This window comes from Bacillus sp. RAR_M1_44 (assembly GCF_020165935.1).
GTDB classification, from domain to species: Bacteria; Bacillota; Bacilli; order Bacillales; family Bacillaceae; genus Bacillus; species Bacillus altitudinis.
This window is the reverse complement of sequence record NZ_JAIUKX010000001.1, coordinates 233339-253285: the sequence shown is the minus strand read 5'-3', so window position 1 is coordinate 253285 and position 19947 is coordinate 233339. Positions and strand designations below refer to the sequence as shown.

General features: G+C 41.1%; 24 protein-coding genes and 1 riboswitch. Of the genes, 20 read left to right on the top strand and 4 right to left on the bottom strand.

Annotation, left to right across the window (positions count from 1 at the left end; all coding sequences use genetic code 11):
- Positions 1–7: 7 nt before the first annotated feature.
- A complete protein-coding gene (locus LCD34_RS01320; RefSeq protein ID WP_008344446.1) occupies positions 8–892 on the bottom strand; it encodes a DUF1002 domain-containing protein in 885 nt (294 codons plus the stop codon).
- 321 nt (positions 893–1213) lie between these two features.
- Here LCD34_RS01320 and LCD34_RS01315 point away from each other — a divergent pair, with 321 nt between their 5' ends.
- Positions 1214–1651: a peptidylprolyl isomerase gene (locus LCD34_RS01315; protein WP_007501040.1), complete on the top strand. Its 438-nt coding sequence runs from the start codon at positions 1214–1216 to the stop codon at positions 1649–1651.
- Between the two features lie 30 nt (positions 1652–1681).
- On the opposite strand, the gene LCD34_RS01310 is transcribed toward LCD34_RS01315, so the two are convergent.
- On the bottom strand, positions 1682–2944 hold the full coding sequence (locus tag LCD34_RS01310; protein WP_224558430.1) for an MFS transporter: 1263 nt from the start codon (positions 2942–2944) through the stop codon (positions 1682–1684).
- A gap of 239 nt (positions 2945–3183) precedes the next feature.
- Here LCD34_RS01310 and LCD34_RS01305 point away from each other — a divergent pair, with 239 nt between their 5' ends.
- From LCD34_RS01305 to LCD34_RS01275, 7 genes are all read left to right on the top strand, one after another.
- The gene (locus LCD34_RS01305) at positions 3184–3765 is read left to right on the top strand and encodes a TetR/AcrR family transcriptional regulator (RefSeq protein ID WP_017359789.1); all 582 of its coding nucleotides are present in this window, start codon (positions 3184–3186) and stop codon (positions 3763–3765) included.
- A 200-nt stretch (positions 3766–3965) separates the two neighbouring features.
- Positions 3966–4202, top strand: coding sequence for a DUF2164 domain-containing protein (locus LCD34_RS01300; protein ID WP_017359788.1), 237 nt, complete (start codon positions 3966–3968; stop codon positions 4200–4202).
- A 234-nt stretch (positions 4203–4436) separates the two neighbouring features.
- Positions 4437–4781, top strand: a complete 345-nt coding sequence (locus LCD34_RS01295; protein WP_008344451.1) for a hypothetical protein — start codon at positions 4437–4439, stop codon at positions 4779–4781.
- Positions 4782–4895: 114 nt separating this feature from the next.
- Positions 4896–5037, top strand: a riboswitch (FMN riboswitch).
- Positions 5038–5285: 248 nt separating this feature from the next.
- Complete coding sequence (gene ribE, locus LCD34_RS01290) at positions 5286–5936, top strand: riboflavin synthase (protein ID WP_026050106.1); 651 nt, start codon at positions 5286–5288, stop codon at positions 5934–5936.
- A gap of 11 nt (positions 5937–5947) precedes the next feature.
- Positions 5948–6571 carry a 3,4-dihydroxy-2-butanone-4-phosphate synthase gene (ribB, locus tag LCD34_RS01285; RefSeq protein ID WP_318010712.1) on the top strand — a complete coding sequence of 208 codons (624 nt, stop codon included), beginning with the start codon at positions 5948–5950 and terminating at the stop codon, positions 6569–6571.
- 26 nt (positions 6572–6597) lie between these two features.
- Positions 6598–7062, top strand: coding sequence for a 6,7-dimethyl-8-ribityllumazine synthase (gene ribE / locus LCD34_RS01280; protein WP_007501031.1), 465 nt, complete (start codon positions 6598–6600; stop codon positions 7060–7062).
- A 113-nt stretch (positions 7063–7175) separates the two neighbouring features.
- Positions 7176–7529 (top strand): GNAT family N-acetyltransferase, encoded by a 354-nt coding sequence (locus LCD34_RS01275; protein WP_008344455.1) that lies wholly within the window; start codon positions 7176–7178, stop codon positions 7527–7529.
- Positions 7530–7757: 228 nt separating this feature from the next.
- Here LCD34_RS01275 and LCD34_RS01270 read toward each other — a convergent pair whose 3' ends face one another.
- Together LCD34_RS01270 and LCD34_RS01265 are read right to left on the bottom strand one after the other, a co-directional pair.
- Positions 7758–8282, bottom strand: coding sequence for a DUF309 domain-containing protein (locus tag LCD34_RS01270; RefSeq protein ID WP_017359784.1), 525 nt, complete (start codon positions 8280–8282; stop codon positions 7758–7760).
- Positions 8283–8370: 88 nt separating this feature from the next.
- On the bottom strand, positions 8371–8463 hold the full coding sequence (locus tag LCD34_RS01265) for a YjcZ family sporulation protein (protein WP_008359694.1): 93 nt from the start codon (positions 8461–8463) through the stop codon (positions 8371–8373).
- 210 nt (positions 8464–8673) lie between these two features.
- Between LCD34_RS01265 and LCD34_RS01260 the strand changes: the two genes are divergently transcribed.
- The 12 genes from LCD34_RS01260 (at position 8674) to LCD34_RS01205 (ending at position 19909) form a co-directional block, all read left to right on the top strand.
- Positions 8674–9432, top strand: a complete 759-nt coding sequence (locus LCD34_RS01260; RefSeq protein WP_007501021.1) for a segregation/condensation protein A — start codon at positions 8674–8676, stop codon at positions 9430–9432.
- Entirely contained in the window at positions 9422–10015 is a 594-nt protein-coding gene (gene scpB / locus LCD34_RS01255) for an SMC-Scp complex subunit ScpB (RefSeq protein WP_008344462.1), read from the top strand. Before LCD34_RS01260 ends, scpB begins: the two co-directional genes overlap by 11 nt.
- A 113-nt stretch (positions 10016–10128) precedes the next feature.
- Entirely contained in the window at positions 10129–10608 is a 480-nt protein-coding gene (locus LCD34_RS01250) for a YpuI family protein (RefSeq protein WP_019743086.1), read from the top strand.
- Between the two features lie 113 nt (positions 10609–10721).
- Complete coding sequence (locus tag LCD34_RS01245; protein ID WP_017367523.1) at positions 10722–11873, top strand: D-alanyl-D-alanine carboxypeptidase family protein; 1152 nt, start codon at positions 10722–10724, stop codon at positions 11871–11873.
- Positions 11861–12448 (top strand): nucleoside recognition domain-containing protein, encoded by a 588-nt coding sequence (locus tag LCD34_RS01240; RefSeq protein ID WP_007501015.1) that lies wholly within the window; start codon positions 11861–11863, stop codon positions 12446–12448. Before LCD34_RS01245 ends, LCD34_RS01240 begins: the two co-directional genes overlap by 13 nt.
- A gap of 4 nt (positions 12449–12452) precedes the next feature.
- Positions 12453–12989 carry a spore maturation protein gene (locus tag LCD34_RS01235; RefSeq protein WP_017359781.1) on the top strand — a complete coding sequence of 179 codons (537 nt, stop codon included), beginning with the start codon at positions 12453–12455 and terminating at the stop codon, positions 12987–12989.
- Between the two features lie 134 nt (positions 12990–13123).
- Positions 13124–13858, top strand: coding sequence for a 23S rRNA pseudouridine(2605) synthase RluB (gene rluB, locus LCD34_RS01230; RefSeq protein WP_008344472.1), 735 nt, complete (start codon positions 13124–13126; stop codon positions 13856–13858).
- Positions 13859–13948: 90 nt separating this feature from the next.
- On the top strand, positions 13949–14479 hold the full coding sequence (gene resA, locus LCD34_RS01225) for a thiol-disulfide oxidoreductase ResA (RefSeq protein WP_008344474.1): 531 nt from the start codon (positions 13949–13951) through the stop codon (positions 14477–14479).
- Position 14480: 1 nt separating this feature from the next.
- A complete protein-coding gene (locus LCD34_RS01220) occupies positions 14481–16160 on the top strand; it encodes a cytochrome c biogenesis protein ResB (protein WP_224558429.1) in 1680 nt (559 codons plus the stop codon).
- Positions 16144–17322 carry a c-type cytochrome biogenesis protein CcsB gene (gene ccsB, locus LCD34_RS01215; RefSeq protein WP_017359778.1) on the top strand — a complete coding sequence of 393 codons (1179 nt, stop codon included), beginning with the start codon at positions 16144–16146 and terminating at the stop codon, positions 17320–17322. The genes LCD34_RS01220 and ccsB overlap by 17 nt, the downstream gene beginning before the upstream one ends.
- An 86-nt stretch (positions 17323–17408) precedes the next feature.
- The gene (locus LCD34_RS01210) at positions 17409–18131 is read left to right on the top strand and encodes a response regulator transcription factor (protein WP_003215596.1); all 723 of its coding nucleotides are present in this window, start codon (positions 17409–17411) and stop codon (positions 18129–18131) included.
- Entirely contained in the window at positions 18128–19909 is a 1782-nt protein-coding gene (locus tag LCD34_RS01205) for an ATP-binding protein (RefSeq protein WP_017359776.1), read from the top strand. The genes LCD34_RS01210 and LCD34_RS01205 overlap by 4 nt, the downstream gene beginning before the upstream one ends.
- The last annotated feature ends 38 nt before the right edge of the window (positions 19910–19947 follow it).

The window sequence follows — 19947 nt, the reverse complement described above, 5'->3', positions numbered from 1 at the left end:
ATGACATTTATTTTCCACCAGTAAATACAGAGACGATCGCATTCCAAATGGAGACAAAGAAATCCCAAATCTTCTGTAGAAGGTTTTTCCCTTCATCTGATTCTATGAATTTTGTAATCTTGTCTTTTGCTTTATCAATTTGAGATCCGACTTGTTTCCAATCGATATTGATATTTTTCATTTTATCGAAGAGAGAGACAAGTTGATCTTTTTGGTCTTGCGTTAGATTTAAGTTCAAATCAGAAGCGGCTTGATCTACTTTTTCTTCCACTTCTTTTGTTGTTTTAGGAACTCCATTTTTGGCAATGTCATCTTTGATTTTTGCAATCAGGGCAGAAGCATTGTCTTTTCCAATAGAGTCTCCCAGTTTAGATGTTGTTACAAGCTCTTCGTTTGCCACCTGTTTCACATCTTCAGGAATGGCTTTGTCGCTTGACACTTCATAGGCTTTTAATAGACCTGTCAGTGCTGCTGTACCAGATACTTCAAACGGCGCCGTCACGACAACCTTTGCATCTTTCACGCCTGCGGTCATTAAAGCATTTAAATACATCTCATCTGTAATGGTCTTAATGTTATGTGTATCCACGGTCAGACCCGTACCTGATTTTTCAATGGTGATGGATGAAGATGATAATGCTCTCGTCCCGATAGAAGAACGAGGGATATACTTTCCTAAATATTCGTGCTCTTCTTTATTGGTTACTTCAATTTTTGTCGCATTTTCAGGTGGATTCAACTCGTCAAGCACCTTCTGGCGATCAGCCGGTGTTAAGTCTTGCCCGAGTGTGACGATGACATCGCCGACAGCTGCATCCGCTAAGCTGACTTTAGGCGCACCAATCAGTAAAAGGAGCGCTGCCATCATACCAAGCATTGTTTTTTTAAACATGTTGACCTCCTTCAAGTCGAAAACGTTTCTCGATGGTGAGAAACTCATCTTTTGAGTACATGATTTGAATCGTACTCCATCATATAGACGTAACAAATCAGTCTGACGTTTCAATTTTCTTTTAAAGATGTTTGAAACCTCCAATATGATGAAGTGATTTGCTCAGTCTGTGATCATTTCCTTAGGAGAAAAGGATCAAGCTCTTTTATTTTATCAATGATGGCAAAAGAGGTAAATCACATTAGGTAAGCAGGGGATGTTTAACATCACCGAAAATGTGCTATAATGAGCGTTGTTTAACCTGAAAGGAGAATGTGAAAAATGGCGAAAAAAGGATACATACAATTAACGAATGGAAAGAAAATTGAGTTTGAACTTTACCCAGAGGCTGCTCCAGGTACAGTAGCAAACTTTGAAAAATTAGCGAATGAAGGCTTCTACGACGGATTGAAATTCCACCGCGTGATCCCAGGGTTCGTAAGCCAAGGCGGCGATCCAAACGGTAATGGAACTGGAGGACCTGGTTACACAATTAAATGTGAAACAGAAGGAAACCCTCATCAGCACGAGAGAGGTTCATTATCAATGGCACACGCTGGTAAAGACACTGGCGGCAGCCAATTCTTTATCGTACATGACCCACAGCCTCACTTAAACGGTGTTCACACTGTTTTTGGCAAAGTAACATCTGGTATCGAAGCTGTTCTTGATATGGAACAAGGACAAGGCATGGAAAAAGTCGAAGTGATCGATGCTTAATCCAAAACACCGCTTAATTGCGGTGTTTTTTTATTTTAAATCTGATGTTCCTGTGATCTGTGCCGTGAAGCGGTAGGTGATCATCCAATATAAAAGGGCTAAGGCGCTGATAGAGGCTCCAAATAGACATACCCCATTCCAGCCAGCGTTTGCGTATATGTTAGTTGATACAATAGAACCGAGCGCACTGCCGAGGGAATAAAAAATCATATAAGCAGCAGTCAGCCGGCTTCTCGCCTCAGGCCGGACCATGAAAATCATACTTTGATTGGTCACATGAACGGCCTGCACAGATAGGTCAAGAATGACGATACCAACGATTAATAAAATGAGGGAATATTCAGTGAAAAAAATAAAACACCATGAAAAGAGTAATAGGACAAGGGCGATGCACGTTGTTAACTGTCCTAAGCCTCGATCAGCAAGGCTTCCAGCTCGAGCGGCACCTAATGCTCCGGCAACTCCAGCAAGGCCAAATGCACCAATCGCCGTATGTGACAGATTGTATGGCGTAGTGCTGAGAGGCAGCACAAGTGAAGTCCACAGCGTGCCAAACACAACAAAGATCAGAAAACCCAGTACGCCACGAATACGTAGAATTCGTTCTTGTCTGAACAATATAAACATTGAAGCGAGCAAGTTCACATAGGATATGGAGACTCTCTTGCTGTCAGCACGCGGAAGATACCGGTACAACACGCCAGTAATGATCAGCATCATCACGCCGGAAACGAGATAGACTGATCTCCAGCCGGCGAGATCGGTTAGTACACCAGCAAACGTTCGTGCGAGAAGAATACCAATCACAATTCCACTTTGAACCAAGCCCACTATGCGGCCACGTTCTTCAGGAGCGGCCCATGTCGCTGCGAATGCTACGAGTACCTGAGTGACTACAGCAAGCAGTCCCACCGCAGCTAGTCCTATGAATAGGACGGTGGCGGTAGGGGCGATACCGACTAGAATGAGAGATAACACGGAAACTAGCATTTGAGCTACGATGAGCCGCCGTTGGTTGAACAGATCACCAAGTGGTACGATCAGTAGCAGTCCTAGCGCATAACAAAGCTGAGTAATCGTAATGACCATACCAATGGATGAATAACTGATACCAAACTCGGATGCGAGAGAGTCTAATAATGGCTGTGCAAAGTATATGTTTGCAACTGCCATCCCGGAGGCTGTCGCAAACAGTAGAGCCATATTGCGAGTCATCGTTGATCGGGTGTTTATTTGTAAATGAGTTGTTTCCAGATCAGAATGTTCAACGGCATTCATTTTTTCTTTTTTCATGCATGTCAGCAGCTCCTTTTGTACTGAAAAGTATAATATACTGATTGGTATAAAATGATTCCTGTTAAGGATAACCAGAGAAACGTTTTAAAGTCAAGATGATGTAGTGAAGATCTAGTCAATTTGACAATGATATGTCAATAAAATAAAATGATAATATACCGATGAGTAAAAAACGTTATAAGAAATAGATGATTGATTTAGTGAAGAGATTTTTATGATAGAAATGAGGGTTGATAATGGTTCGACAACGGGAATTTGATGAGGAAAAAGCGTTAGATGAGGCCTTGTTGCTTTTTTGGGAGAAGGGGTACAGAGCGACTACATTAAGCGACTTAACTGCAAAAATGGGAATACAGCGGCCAAGCTTATACTCAGCGTTCGGTGATAAAGAGGAATTGTTTGAAGCAGCATTACGCAAATATACAACTCAGCATGCTGCCCACATTCGAACAAAACTTCAAAACAATCTATCTGTAAAGGAAGCATTTCATACATTATTTGCTGAATTAGTAGAAGAGGAATATGGACATGGGCCGAGTAAAGGGTGCTTCTGCATCAATACAATAGTCGAGCTTGCCCCACACGAAGAGAAATTTGAAATTCTCACAAGAGAGCATCAGATGTATCTTTCGGTCATTTTTGAAGAAAAAATTGTACAAGGTATTCGCTCGGGTGAGCTCGAAAGCAGTCTGAATGCCAAAGCCTTAGCGCAGGCGCTGGTTGTTTCTTTTATTGGACTTACAGTTCTCATGAAATCTCGCCCTGAGCGTTCATTTGTAGATCATTCTGTAGCGACGATACTATCCATATTGAAATAAATAGTCTATATAAAGAAAGCGTATTTTGATCCATTGATTAAAACACGCTTTTTCTTTTAGGGTGTGATGGACACGTTTTTGTGATATGATAAGAGAACAAACATTCGTATTTGTGAGTGTCACCATATGTAGCTCTAAAAATAAGTGAAAGTGCACATCTAAAAAGCGTGTGATCATGCTGAAAGAAAGCAGGAGATACTTTGAAACCATTAACAAAAGAAGAAAAAAACCAGATGATGATTGCCATTCAGCGTTACTTTGCCGAAGAACGAGAAGAGGAGATTGGTGAATTAGCAGCCATCAATATATTAGAATTTATCACAAAACATCTTGGAAGCTACTATTATAATCAAGGGGTTCGTGACAGCCGAAATATCGCTGTTCAAAGATCTCAATTGTTAGAGGAAGATCTATTCGCATTAGAGAAAAGAATATAATCAAAAAGCTCGTCTTTCTTGTTTACCCTGCTAACAGATAAAGAGGAAAAAAGCCCCCCTTAATAAAGAACGCATATTCGTATCATATGTAATGATGAAAAGGTGGAACCAAAAGTCCATTTGAATCGTTATATAAGTAACCATTAATGAAAATCAGCTTTTTTGGTTTTATTTCATCAAAAGAAGGAATAGAACATACAAATAGGCGAAGTGCAGATGATGGAGGTTCTAAATATGGGGAAAATCAAATTAAAAATCGCAATCTTATTTGTTTTACTGCTTTGTTTAGGCGCAGGTTATTTATACATGAATGGCATGAAAATTGAAGATGTGCCAACAGCCATTGGCGAAAGTTTAACGAATAATGATAAAGATTACACCATCTATGAATATACCATTACAAAAATTGATGGTGATGAGTATTACGGTCAAGCCAAAAATGGCACGAAAATCATTTTTAATGGAAAGAAATTTGAAGATGATGTGGCCGATCTGAAAAAAGGCGATCGTATTAAAGCGTACTTTAGTAATGAAAAAAGAATAGACGGTCTTATAAAAGTAGTAAAAGTCGTCAATTAACAAGTCTCCTTTCCTATAGGGAGGCTTTTTTTATGAACAGGTGAATAAATCTTGATTGTTGCATTTGACAACAAGGATCGCTATAATAGCCCCTAAGGACAGCTAAATATCGATTGTATCCTTCGGGGCAGGGTGAAAATCCCGACCGACGGTAATAAAGCAAATGCTTTACAGCCCGTGACCCGTTAATTTATTAACGGTTGATTCAGTGAGAAGCTGAAGCCGACAGTGAAAGTCTGGATGGGAGAAGGATAACGAAAGCTATGTATGAACAAAAAATATGTGTTGATCATAGTTTTATTTCTAATGCAAAAAAACCACAGCCCCGGAATTTTTCCGGGGCTTTCTGTATGTCAATATAGTCATCGCATGCAGTGTTTATTAGGTGATCCCTCATCTTGTATGGACCATAAAAAGCGACGAAGGTGTTCAATCGATCACATGTCCCAAACATCGCTTTTTCATAAAGTGAGAAATACAAAAGAAAGAGAAAGGGAGGATCACATGTTTACGGGGATTATTGAAGAAGTGGGTACAGTCCAGTCATTGAGCAAAAGATCCGCAGATGCCATGGAAATCATCATCAAGTGCAGTCGTGTACTAGAAGATGTTCACCTAGGCGATAGTATCGCCATCAATGGCGTTTGTCTCACTGTCACAAGCTTCACAAAAGAACAGTTTGCGGCAGATGTGATGCCTGAGACGGTCAAAGCGACATCACTTGATCAGCTTGCGCCAGGTAGCCAAGTGAATTTAGAGCGAGCGATGTCATCAAATGGACGATTCGGCGGTCATTTTGTTTCAGGCCATGTTGATGGAACGGCTGTGATTACCCGTGTAGAAAAGAAGAGTAATGCCATTTACTATGATTTGAAAATGGACAAGACCCTCACAGATATGCTCACAAAAAAGGGATCGATCGCAATAGACGGCGTCAGCTTGACTATTTTCGATTTGCGAGATGCTCATGTGACAGTTTCTATCATTCCACATACGCTTGAAGGAACTATTTTCCCGACTAAATCTATGGGGGATGTAGTAAATATTGAATGTGACATGATCGGTAAATACATTTATCGCTTTTTAACAAAAGAGCAAAACGAAAAGCAGCCATCACGATTAACCCCATCATTTTTAAAAGAGCACGGATTCTAGGAGGCGATTGTATGTATCATTCAGTTGATGAGGCAGTAAATGCCCTGAAACGAGGAGAAATCATTATCGTAGTAGATGATGAAGACAGAGAAAATGAAGGAGATTTTGTGGCACTTGCTGAGCATGCAACGCCGGAAGTCATTAACTTCATGGCTTTACATGGAAGAGGTCTTATTTGCACACCAGTTCATGCCTCGATTGCGAACCACTTGGATCTGCATCCCATGGTCGAGCGAAATACGGATGCACATCATACAGCATTTACAGTGAGCATCGACCATACGTCAACGACAACTGGTATAAGTGCTTTTGAGCGCTCAACGACCATTTTGGCCATGTTAAATAAAGAGTCAAAACCAGAAGATTTTGCCCGCCCAGGTCATGTTTTCCCTCTTATTGCGAAAGAGGGAGGCGTAGTAGAAAGACCAGGTCATACAGAAGCGGCTGTTGATCTTGCTAAACTTGCGGGTTCAGTGCCAGCGGGTGTCATATGTGAAATTATGAATGCAGATGGCACCATGGCCCGCGTACCCGAACTACAAAAAATTCAAAAAGAACACGATTTAAAGATGCTGACGATTGAAGCATTGCAGGCATATATAAACAAGCAAACAACGACAATGAAAACAAAATAAAAATCACAAAAAAGGATGATGAACATATGAATACAATACAAGGTAATGTAGTAGCAGAAGGATTAAAGTTTGGAATCGTCGTCGCTAGATTTAATGATTTTATTACAAGCAAACTGCTAGATGGAGCAGAAGATACATTGCTCAGACACGGAGCAAACGGTGACGATATTGATGTCGTGTGGGTGCCGGGGGCTTTTGAAATTCCGTATATGGCAAAAAAACTAGCAGAAACAAAAAAATATGATGCAGTCATTACACTTGGAACCGTGATTCGCGGGGCAACATCACATTACGATTATGTTTGTAATGAAGCGGCTAAAGGAATCGCACAAAGTGCCATCTCAACAGGGGTGCCGATTATCTTTGGTGTACTGACAACTGAATCTATTGAACAAGCCATTGAAAGAGCCGGTACAAAGGCTGGAAATAAAGGCAGTGAATCGGCTGCAGCTGCTATTGAAATGGCCAACCTAAATCGAACGTTTCGTTAATTTGATGAAAAAGAGTTTAAAAACCGTCTAAAAGTGTTTATAATGTGTGATGAGCAAGTGATTCATAAGACATTTGCTGGAAAATAGGATAATTTTAATATTGAGGGGTATATATGTTAATTCGTTACAAGAGGTCTTTTGAAAAAATTGCCATGGGACTCCTGTCCTTTATGCCGGGTGAGAAAGACGTCAAACAGCTTCAGCAGACGATAAAGTCGTATGAAATGGATGAAGATCGGCAGCTGTTCCTTTGGAAAGATGGTGAGGATATCGTCGGTGCGATTGGTGTGCTGAAAACAGACGACCAAGTACAAATCGAACATATTAGTGTCAATCCGTCCCATCGTGACCAAGGCATCGGCAAGGAAATGGTATTAGCCGTGGAAGAAGTATTCAAAACGAAAACACTCATTCCAAATGAATTAACGCAAGGCTTCTTTCATAAGTGTCACAGTGAAACAAACTAAATATCACACATGTAAAAGCAGAGGTTATATGCCTCTGCTTTAGATTGTTGACAAAGGGCTAAAATGAACTTGATTTTAGCCCTTTGTCTTCTTTTTTTTCAGCGTGATAGAAAACCTTTGCAGTCTAGGAAGGACGAGTACTGGAGCGGAGCGAATTCGATATTCGTGAGCACCGGCACGCAGGACTGACACCGAATGCGAGGGTTTGCCTACATGCTGAAGCAGAGGTTATATGCCTCTGCTTTTTTTACGTTCCATCTGCTTTTCACGTTCAAGCAATACGTCCGTCCGATCACGCAGTCTATGCTTTTCAATTAAGAATGTATGGGATAAGTTGCTCTCCTGTCCGAAGGTTAAGCCTTCTTTTTGAGCCATCTCTTGGCATAAAGAAAGAAGCGTTTCATCTCGGATTGGCAGCATCACACTTTCGTAGGGCATGTCTTCATCGATTTTCTTTTTCAGTGTTCTCAGCAGCAAAAGAAATGCCTCTTCATCAAGACCTAATTCTGTTAGTATGTTCCGGTCCGAATCTAATATATGAAGGCTGTTTGAAATCAGCCGTTTTGCTCCTTTTCCATTCCCTCGTCTTTGATGATACAAAGCAACAGCAAGCTGAATGAGACCCACCCAGTACTTTTTGCGCTGATGAGGAGGATCTTCTTTCCAAAATTCTTCAAGAATTTCATGACACTCAAAATAATCTCTTGTCGTATGAAATTCATGTAAAAAAGCCACGTACGCTTTAGGATACACAGCGGTCATCTCCTTTTCCACTATCAGTCTAACATACCGAAAAGAAAAGAAGAAAGAGCGCCCCTTTATGAAAGGACGCTCTGTTTCTTTAATAAACCCAAGCCGCGCCAACGATGATCAGCAAGATGAACAGCACAACAATAAGCGCAAATCCTCCGCCGAAGTAATAACCATCTCCCATAATGTTACGGCCTCCTTTTTCATCAGTTCTGATTACAATGGTATTCTATGTATAAATGCCCTCATTGGTATGGGCGAATCCACTGTTTTTCTTTTTTTGCCTGCTGCCTCATGGTCGAAATTATATTGGACGAGAGCTTTATCGTGTCTTATACTAAAGGTTAGCCGATGAAAACGGTACTTAGAAGACAGTAGAAATGGTGAGAAAAGAATGCTGGAATATCAGGTGAAAATAGATTCGTTTGAGGGTCCTTTGGACTTGCTTTTACATTTAATTAACCGTTTGGAAATTGATATTTATGATATTCCCGTCGCTAAAATTACGGAGCAGTATTTATTATATGTCCACACGATGAGGGAGCTTGAACTGGATGTTGCAAGTGAGTATTTGGTGATGGCTGCAACCCTCCTCAGCATTAAAAGCAGAATGCTTCTCCCAAAACAAGAGGAAGAGCTGTTTGATGAAGACCTGATGGAAGAAGAAGAGGACCCTCGTGATGAGCTGATTGGCAAATTAATTGAATACCGCAAGTATAAAAATGCAGCGCAAGAACTGAAGGAACGTGAAGAAGAGCGGCAAAACGCCTTCACAAAACCACCAAGTGATTTAAGTGAATTTGCAAAAGAAGCAGAAGCGAAGGACACAAACTTACACGTCACGGTGTATGATATGTTAGGTGCTTTCCAAAAGGTATTGAACCGCAAAAAAATCACAAAACCAGCACCATCAAAGATTACAAGACAAGAAATCCCGATTGAAGACAAAATGAATGAGATTATGAACCATTTAAGAAAAACAAAAAAGCGGACCAATTTCATGACTTTATTTCAACATGATCAAAAGGAACACCTTGTCGTGACGTTTCTTGCTGTTCTCGAATTGATGAAGAGTCATCAAATCATGCTGGAGCAGGAAGGAAACTTTGAAGATATTTATATCATAGGGAGTGAAACGATTCATGACGCTTGATATCGTGAATTGGAAAGCCATCTTAGAAGCGCTGCTATATGCAGCAGGTGACGAAGGCTTAACAAGAAAACAGCTCATGTCTGTTCTTGAAGTTGATGAGGCAGCGTTGCTTGATATTATGTCTGCCGTAAAGGAAGAATATCAAAAACAAGAACGAGGGATTGAACTTATTGAATATGCAGATTCATATATGCTGCTGACGAAAAAAGAATACAGCGTATATTTAAAAAAATTAGTAGAGACACCATCGAAAGGTTTGTCACAGGCAGCGCTAGAAGTGCTCGCCATTGTCTCGTATAAACAACCGATTACACGCAGCGAAGTCGAGGAGATCAGAGGCGTTAAATCAGAACGAGTGCTGCATAGTTTAGTTGCCAAAGCACTGCTCTGTGAAGTAGGACGTGCCGATGGTCCGGGACGAGCGATTCTTTATGGGACAACACCTACCTTTTTAGAGCAATTTGGTTTAAAAGCCTTAGATGAATTACCGCCACTTCCAGAGAATGTGGAAGCAGATGGGGTGCAAGAAGAGGCTGATCTTTTTTTTGAAAACTTCAATCAAACATTTGAAGAGATAAAATAGTTCAAAATAAGGAAAAATGTATGATAAAATATAACAAAGATTTTAGGTCTAAAACCTTTGTTTGAAAGATAAAATGGTGACAAAGCCATGAGGGGAAGGTAAACACGAAACAAATGGCACATATGAATGTAAAGGCTCAAGTTGATCAAGCAGGCGTTTTTTTATCAAAGGTTGCAGTTGAAGTGAATGATTTTCTGAACGAAGCTACCTTATCAAGCTTGAAACGATTAAACCCGGAAGCGGAAGCCTATTATTGTGACATATTAAGTACATTGCGGAAGCTTGCAGTTTATAGCGAGGATGCCGCGGCGGTTTGCAGGAAAATCGGGCAGCAGCAGACATTCCCGCAGCAAGCCGCACAGCAGACGCTTCATCGTATTTATCATCAATGTATTGAAGAATTTTTTACACCAAAAAAGGATACATGGTATGAAGATAGCCGTTCAGCCTACACAGGAAAAAGCTGCATTGTTTTCCATCATGAAGTATCGGCTGAAGTCAAACGTTTGTTTTCTTCATTAGAAAAAGAGTTTTTAACGATGAGAGAAGAGCTGGAATATACAACATCTCATCAGCAAATGAAAATGGTATAAAGAAGAATGAAAAGCGACTCTAATCATCGAGTCGCTTTTTTTTATGGACGAGGCATCATAACTTTTTCAGCCGCGCATACACTTGTACAAAACGGACAAGGACGTGAATGAACATGCCCTATTTAAAAATTGGAACAGCAGTCCTTCTTCTATTGACACTCTTACTGCCTTTTTCCTCCCACGCTCAAGCAGACGTCTCATTATCGGTGAGTGCGAGAAGCGCCATTTTAATAGATGGACAGTCAGGCAGAGTCCTATTTGGAAAGGACGAGCACGAAAAAAGAAGAATCGCCAGTATCACAAAAATTATGACGGCTGTATTAGCCATTGAATCAGGAAAAATGAACGACATGGTCAAAGTGTCAAAACGTGCGATTCAAGCGGAAGGTTCTTCGATTTATTTAAAGGAAGGACAGAAGGTGAGTTTAGAAGACTTGACATACGGGCTCATGCTGCGCTCTGGAAATGATGCAGCTGTTGCCATTGCAGAACATGTTGGCGGCAGCTTAGAAGGGTTTATTTTTATGATGAACCAAAAGGCCTCTGAACTAGGCATGGAGAATACGAATTTTCAAAATCCGCATGGACTCGATGATCATAAAAACCATTATTCATCAGCTTACGATATGGCAATCTTAACGAAATACGCCATGAAGCATCAGCAATATCAAAAAATTGCAGGTACCACCTTTTATAAAGCAAAAACAATCGAAGGTTATTGGAAAAACAAAAACAAGCTGCTCACTGGTTTGTATCAATATTCGACTGGAGGGAAGACAGGATATACAAAACTTGCAAAACGCACGCTTGTCTCCACAGCTGCAAAAGGAGATGCTGCGCTCATTGCTGTGACGATTAATGCACCGGATGATTGGAAGGATCATATCTCAATGTTTGAGTATGCATTTGATCACTATAAAACGTATGTGCTTGCTGAAAAAGGCAGGCTCGCTTCGTTAAAAGGGACTTTTTACGAAAAAAAAGCGTTTATTAAGCGGGATGTGGACTATTTACTAAATGAGGATGAGAAAAAACTAGTGGAAATCGAAACGGAAATGCTGACGCCTGAAAAGAAATGGGAAAAAAACAAAGAAGCGATCCCAGATGTAGTAGGGAAAATGACGTTCTTACTGGATGGTCAGGTGATTGAGCAAGTCCCCATTTTTTATGAAAACAAACGCAACCGAATGCCTCAAAAAAGCTTTCAAGAAATGTTTAAGTCTGTCTTTCAGACATCGATAGGCGGATCTTCATGGTCAATCTGATCTGGGTATTCCTCACGGTCATCGGTCTTGTCTATGCAATGTTTAACGGAACGATGCATGAAGTGAATGAAGCGGTCTTTAAAGGATCAAAAGAAGCGGTCACCATTTCAATAGGGCTGATTAGTGTTCTTGTATTCTGGCTAGGATTGATGAAGATCGCAGAAGAAGCGGGGTTGTTACATTTCTTTAGTAAATTATGCCGGCCCTTTATCTCAAAACTATTTCCTGAGATTCCTGCGAATCATCCAGCGATGGGGTATATTCTGTCCAATCTCATGGCAAATTTCTTTGGCCTTGGCAATGCTGCCACTCCACTTGGGATTAAGGCGATGGAGCAGATGAAAGCATTAAATGGCGGGAAAAATGAGGCGAGCCGGTCTATGATTACTTTTTTAGCAGTCAATACATCTTCTATCACACTTGTGCCAACGACTGTCATTGCCATTCGTATGACCTATGGCGCAGATCAGCCAACAGATATTGTAGGCCCAACCATTTTGGCGACACTTATTTCAGGTATCGGTGCGATTATGATTGATCGCTATTTCCACTATCGCAGAAGCAGGCGGGGGTGATCTTGTGGCATTTATTAACTGGCTGTCACTTGCTTTGATTCCACTGATCATCGCAGGAATATTGATTGCAGGGACGATTAAAAAAGTACCGACGTACGAAACATTTGTAGAAGGTGGGAAAGAAGGCATTCAAATTGCCTTTTCAATCATTCCGTATTTAGTCGGTATGCTTGTCGCTATTACGATTTTCCGAGCATCAGGTGCCCTTGATTTTGTCATGGAATTATTGAAACCTGTGTTTACAGCGATTGGTGTTCCTACAGAAGTGGTGCCGCTTGCGCTTATTCGTCCTATATCAGGAACAGCGGCGCTTGGTATGACATCAGACTTAATTGCGACTTATGGTCCAGATTCTTTTATCGGCAAGCTTGCCGCCGTTATGCAAGGGTCAACAGATACGACCCTTTATATTTTAACCGTCTATTTTGGAGCAGTTGGTATTAAAAAAATGGGAGATGCACTGAAAGTGGGGCTGCTTGCAGACCTGATTGGGATCATTGCATCGATTATTATCGTCAGTTTGTTATTTAGCGGCGCCTAATCAGGTGCTTTTTTTATTTCGTGGATGGAAAACAGCTTTTTTGTTGAAATTAGACAGATGAAACGCTTATTTTTCCACGAATGCTTGTTTGTTTCAAGCCAAGCAAGTAAGATAGTACATGAGGTGAAAGACAAATGGAACGTTTACAGAAAGTAATTGCCCATGCCGGCGTCGCTTCTAGACGAAAGGCTGAAGAATTAATTAAAGAAGGACGAGTTACCGTTAATGGTGAAACAGTGACAGAGCTCGGAGTAAAGGTGGGCTCTTCAGATAAAATTGAAGTCAATGGCTTAAAGCTTGAAAGAGAAGAACCGGTTTACTTTATGCTTTATAAACCGCGCGGCGTCATTTCAGCTGCCGAGGATGATAAAGGACGCAAAGTCGTGACAGACTTCTTTGATGATGTTCCGCAGCGTCTGTATCCAATCGGCCGGTTGGATTATGATACGAGCGGTTTAATTTTGATTACAAATGATGGTGAGTTTGCCCATAAGCTCATGCATCCGAAATATCAAATTGATAAAACGTATGCAGCGAAACTAAAAGGCATCCCTTCAAAAGAATTGCTTAGAAAGTTAGAAAAAGGAATCATGTTAGACCATAAAAAAACAGCACCTGCCCGTGCCAAAATGCTTTCGATTGATAAACGAAAGCAAACATGTATTGTGCAATTAACCATCCATGAAGGCAGAAACAGACAGGTTCGTCGCATGTTTGAAGCAATCGGCCACGACGTTTTAAAACTCAAAAGAGAGCAATATGCTTTCCTTCATATTGAAGGCATGAGACCAGGAGATCGCAGAGAATTGACGCCGCATGAAGTAAAACGCCTAAGAGCGATTGCGGATCATGGGAAAAGCGCTTTTTAATTTTCACATAAACTTCAAAAAATGAAGAAGCATCAAAAGAAGGAGAATGCTATAATTTACCTGAATGTCTATGGGGAAGGGGTACTTCAGATGAAGAAAAGACGATTTTTCATACGGACGGGCATTCTCCTCGTGATGCTTGCTGCACTATGTTATACGATGTATAACTCAGTATTTGCCAAACAGGATCAAGTCAAAGAAGGATCTATTGCGCCTAACTTTGTCCTTCAATCGGTAGATGGGGAACGGATTGAATTAAAGGACTTAAAAGGCAAAGGCGTCTTTCTCAATTTTTGGGGTACATGGTGCGGTCCATGTAAGCAGGAATTCCCTTATATGGCAAATCAGTATGAAGTGTTCAAGGATCGCGGTGTCGAAATTGTTGCCGTAAATGTGGGAGAATCCAATATTGCTGTGAAGAATTTTATGGATGCTTATGGCGTGAATTTTCCTGTTGCCATGGACAAAGATCGTCAAGTGACAGAGGCATATGATATTACGCCGCTGCCAACCACATTTTTAATTAATCCTGAAGGCAAAGTAATCAAAGTCATAAAGGGAACGATGACAGAACGTAATGTCTATGAATATATGAATTTGATTAAACCAAAGGGGTCATAGAATGAAAGAGGTAAAGTGCGAGTGTGGACATATTAATCCAATCGGTACTGTTCTATGTGAATCATGCGGGAATCCCATTGCAGCAAAAGAGAAAAATTCATCAAAGCTGCTTGATATGAGATATGACGGCAGTGCAAGACGCTCGCAAACATACAACAAAACGATTGTTGATAAAGTATGGAACTTTTTTTCTTCCGTAAAAGTGGGTGTGTGGCTCATTGTCATCACACTGTTAGCTTCTTCGCTAGGAACTATTTTTCCGCAGGAGCGGTTTATTCCGCCAGGTGCATCAGCTTCCACTTATTATGAGGAGCAATATGGGTCGTTTGGCAAGTTATATTACATCCTTGGATTCCATGATCTTTATAATTCTTGGTGGTTTTTAGCCCTTGTCGCATCTATCGGAATTTCCCTTGTGATTTGCAGCCTTGATCGAGTGATTCCACTTTATCGCGCACTCAAAAATCAAGGGGTTGTCAAAAAAGAAGGCTTTATGAGAAGGCAGCGTCTTTTCAGCGAAACAAATCAAACATTAGATCAACATACATATGAAGGCATCGTTAGTAAAATGAAACAAAAGCGTTACCGCATAAGAGAAGAAGATGGACATATTTTAGCTGAAAAAGGCCGCTTTTCCCGCTGGGGACCTTACGTCAATCATATTGGATTAATTATATTTCTCATTGGATCCATGCTTCGGTTTGTCCCGGGAATGTACGTGGATGAAACATTATGGGTAAGAGAAGGCGAAACGGCACCAATCCCAGGGACGGGAGGCCAATACTTCTTAAAGAATAATGCGTTCTCAATTGACCGCTATGAATCTGAAAAAGAAAAAGAAGTCTTTGAAAATGCGATTGAAAAGGCTGGCGATGGTCAAGTCGTCAAAAGCTATAAAACCGATGCCGTTTTATACAAACGTGAAGGGGAAGTTGTTTTTGGTGAAAAGCCAAAGCTGAGGCAGGTAACAGAACACGATATTAAAGTGAATGAACCGCTTAAGTTTGACAATTTCTCATTATATCAAGTGGATTTTAAACAAAATGAACTCGATCAAATGGTCTTTCAGCTGATTCGAAAAGATACTGAGAAATCTTTCGGAACAGTGAAGATTAATCTGCTGGAGCCTAAGTCAGAATATGATCTTGGTAGCGGTTACAAAGTCAAGGTGATGAGTTATTTGCCTGATTTTTATTTTGACGAAGATGGCACACCTAGTACGAAAACGAGGAATCCGAATAATCCTGCGTTCGTATTTGAAATGATCTCTCCTGAAAAACCAAAAGGTGAAAAAAGCTTTGTCGCGATTCAAGAGACAGTTGAGGGTTCTGATAACAATCTTTATAAAATGAAATTTGACCGGGTTGAAACAAAAAACGTGACAGGTTTAACGGTTCGAAAAGACTTAACACTCGGGGTACTTATTGTTGGCGGAATCATCTTTATGATCGGTGTCGTACAAGGGATGTACTGGCAGCATAGAAGAATCTGGCTGTCGGCAAAGGATGGAAAAGTATTTGTGGCAGGACATACAAACAAAAACTGGTTCGGCTTAAAGTCTGATCTTAAGGTGTTGCTGCACGACAGTGGCATCAAACAGCCAGTGGATCAAAAAGAACTGCCTGATACAACAAGTATCAGCAAAAGCAAGGGGGAAGGGTTAGATGGCGGCAGTCAGTGAAAACCTGTTATTTGCAGCTTTTCTATTGTATTTAGCGGCAGTTCCTTTTTTTGGAGGGGCCATTAAAGGAAAAAAGAAAGAAGAGGGTCCGCGCAAAAATAAGGCGGCACTTATCGGCATAACGCTCACCATCATCGGTTTTTTGAGTCAATTTGGCTATTTTATTTCAAGGTGGATCGCGTCTGGTCACGCACCAGTCAGTAATCTGTTTGAATTCACCACAGCCTTTGGCATGATGCTGGTGCTCGCATTTATTATTTTATATTTTGTCTATCAAGTGTCTGTGCTAGGTTTATTCACACTTCCAATCGCTTTATTAATCATTGCTTATGCAAGCATGTTTCCATCGGATATTTCACCGCTGATTCCTTCGCTTCAAAGTAATTGGCTATATATTCACGTCACGACAGCAGCGCTTGGTCAAGCCATTTTGGCGATCAGTTTTGTGGCAGGTGTGATTTTTCTTTTGAAGCATGTCGATCAAACAAAACCGGGGAAGAAAACCTTTGGCTTAGAGCTGGTCATGTTTATGATTGTGGTCACCCTTGCATTTATCGCTGTCACGTCCATCTTTAGAATGACAGGGTATGAAGCGAAATTTAATTGGGTAGATAAAAATAAAGAAGAGAGCGTCATGGTCTATGAGCTGCCTGCCTTAGTAGGACCTCATAAAGGAGAGCTTATCACAAAAGATCGTTTAGAGCCTGTGGTTGATCTGCCGCCTGTTTTTTCAGGTAGAAAGGTGAATACAGTGCTGTGGTCATTTGGCGTTGGGCTGATTATTTATGGATTGCTGAGATTGATCATTCGCAAACGTCTAAGTGCGCTGCTTCAGCCGCTCGTAAGACAAGTGAATCTCGATTTAGTCGATGAAATTGGGTACAGGGCTGTTTCCATAGGATTCCCTGTATTTGCGTTAGGCGGTCTTATTTTTGCGATGATCTGGGCACAAATTGCATGGACGAGATTCTGGGGATGGGACCCGAAGGAAGTATGGGCTTTAATTACATTTTTATTTTACGCCGCCTATCTCCACCTTCGGTTATCACGAGGCTGGCATGGTGAAAAGTCCGCTTGGCTTGCTGTAATCGGATTTGCGATCATTATGTTTAACCTTATCTTTGTCAACCTAGTGATTGCGGGGCTTCATTCTTACGCGTAATCGCATGAAAAAGGCCAACTTTTATGATTCGATTCGGCTTTTTGTTAAAATGTATGTAACAACGGAGAAAGCAGGAGGATTGTCTAATGGAACACACAACTCAAACGAAAATATTAGTCGTCGATGACGAGGCAAGAATTCGCCGCCTTTTAAAAATGTATTTAGAACGGGAAAATTATGAAATTGATGAAGCGGAAAATGGGGATGAAGCCATTCAAAAAGGACTTCAAACCGATTATGACCTCATTTTGCTTGATTTAATGATGCCTGGGACAGATGGGATCGAAGTGTGTAATCAAATTCGAGATAAAAAAGCCACACCAATTATTATGCTGACAGCAAAAGGTGAGGAAGCCAACCGTGTGCAAGGTTTTGAGGCAGGAACGGATGATTATATCGTCAAACCTTTCAGCCCGCGTGAAGTGGTTCTTCGTGTGAAAGCACTGCTAAGAAGATCGTCGCAAACGTCATACCTTAATACTGGAACAACCACAAAAGATGTTCTCGTGTTTTCTCATCTATCCATTGATCATGATGCACACCGGGTCACAGCAGATGGAAAAGAAGTCAGCCTCACGCCGAAGGAATACGAACTTTTGTACTTCTTGGCAAAAACGCCGGATAAGGTCTATGACAGGGAAAAGCTTCTCAAAGAAGTGTGGCAGTATGAATTCTTTGGGGATCTGAGAACAGTGGATACCCACGTCAAAAGGCTTCGCGAAAAACTAAATAAAGTGTCACCAGAAGCAGCGAAAAAAATCGTGACAGTATGGGGTGTCGGGTACAAATTTGAGGTCGGCGCTGAATGAAGCTGTGGAAAAGTGTCGTAGGAAAGCTATGGTTGACCATTCTTTTCCTCGTGCTCATTGTTTTATCGATTTTAACTGTGCTTCTTTTAGAGTTCATTGAGAATTACCATGTGGAAGAAGCAAAGTCTGACTTAACACAAATGGCCAACAAAGTAGCAGTCATTTTAGAAAGCCATGAGGATCAATCACTAGCAAGATCGATTACATCAGAACTAGCTGATAAATTGACAAGTATCGCGATTGTTCAAGAGGATGGACTAGAATGGTATTCGTCTGAAAAAGGCGGGAAGCTTCCTGCGATCACAAAAGAACAAATTGAAGCAGACAAAGATTTGAACAAAGCACTGACAGAACGAAAAAAAATCAGTAAACGAGCTGAATCTGATACAGGCAATCAGAAGGATGAGCGCATTGTAGTAGGTGTTCCTTACGAGGCGAACGGAAAGAAAGGGATGGTCTTTCTTTCTCAATCCCTCCTCGCTGTAGAGCAGACAACAAAACATACGACGCGTTATATCTTCCTCGCAGCCGGAATTGCGATTGTGCTGACGACAATTTTCGCTTTCTTCTTATCCACTCGTGTCACCTACCCTCTCAGAAAGATGAGAGAGGGAGCACAAGATTTGGCGAAAGGGAAATTTGATACAAAGATTCCTATTTTAACGCAAGACGAAATTGGGGAACTGGCGATCGCCTTTAATCAAATGGGTAAGCAGCTTAAATTTCATATAACCGCTTTAAATCAAGAAAAAGAACATTTGTCCAACATTCTGAGCAGTATGGCAGACGGTGTCATCACGATCAATATTGATGGAACGATCCTCATGACAAATCCTCCTGCAGAAAGATTCTTGCAGGCTTGGTATTACGAGCAAAATATGAAGATCAAAGATGGGGATGAACTGCCGCCAGAAGCGCGTGAATTGTTTCATACTGCCGTCAGTACGGAAAAAGAGCAAATGATCGAAGTCACGCTGCAAGGGCGTACTTGGGTTCTTCTCATGTCTCCGCTTTATAATCAGCAAGATGTCAGAGGAGCGGTAGCGGTACTTCGCGATATGACAGAAGAGAGAAGACTGGATAAGCTAAGAAAAGACTTCATTGCAAATGTTAGTCATGAACTCCGCACACCTATTGCTATGCTCCAGGGCTATAGTGAAGCGATTGTCGATGACATTGCCGGATCTGAAGAGGAAAAGAAAGAGATTGCCCAAATTATCTATGATGAATCACTTCGAATGGGGCGTCTTGTGAATGATCTTCTCGATCTCGCACGTATGGAAGCTGGTCATATTACACTGAATCTTGAATCAACTGATACAGAAGAGCTGACTGAAAAAATTTACCGTAAATTCCTTGGAATTGCGAAAGAAAAACAAATCAACCTGACGTATGAAATTCAAGTAGAAGAACCGTATTTTGTATTTGATCCAGATAAAATAGAACAGGTTTTTACAAATCTCATCGATAATGCCATTCGTCATACACCAGAAGGCGGAGAAGTTCACTTCTCAGTTCAATCGGTGGAAAATGGGCTCAAGATGGATGTGAAAGATTCGGGAAGCGGCATTCCTGAAGAGGATCTCCCGTTTATTTTTGAACGGTTCTATAAAGCAGATAAAGCAAGAACAAGAGGACGTTCCGGTACGGGGCTGGGCCTTGCGATTGTGAAAAACATCGTAGAAGCGCATCAAGGCTCCATTCATGCACATAGTAAAGCTGGAACAGGTACTCACTTCACTTTCTATATTCCGAAAAAAAAGCAGGAACTCGTCTAATCTTGACGAAGAATCTTGTTACATGAGAAACACTTCTT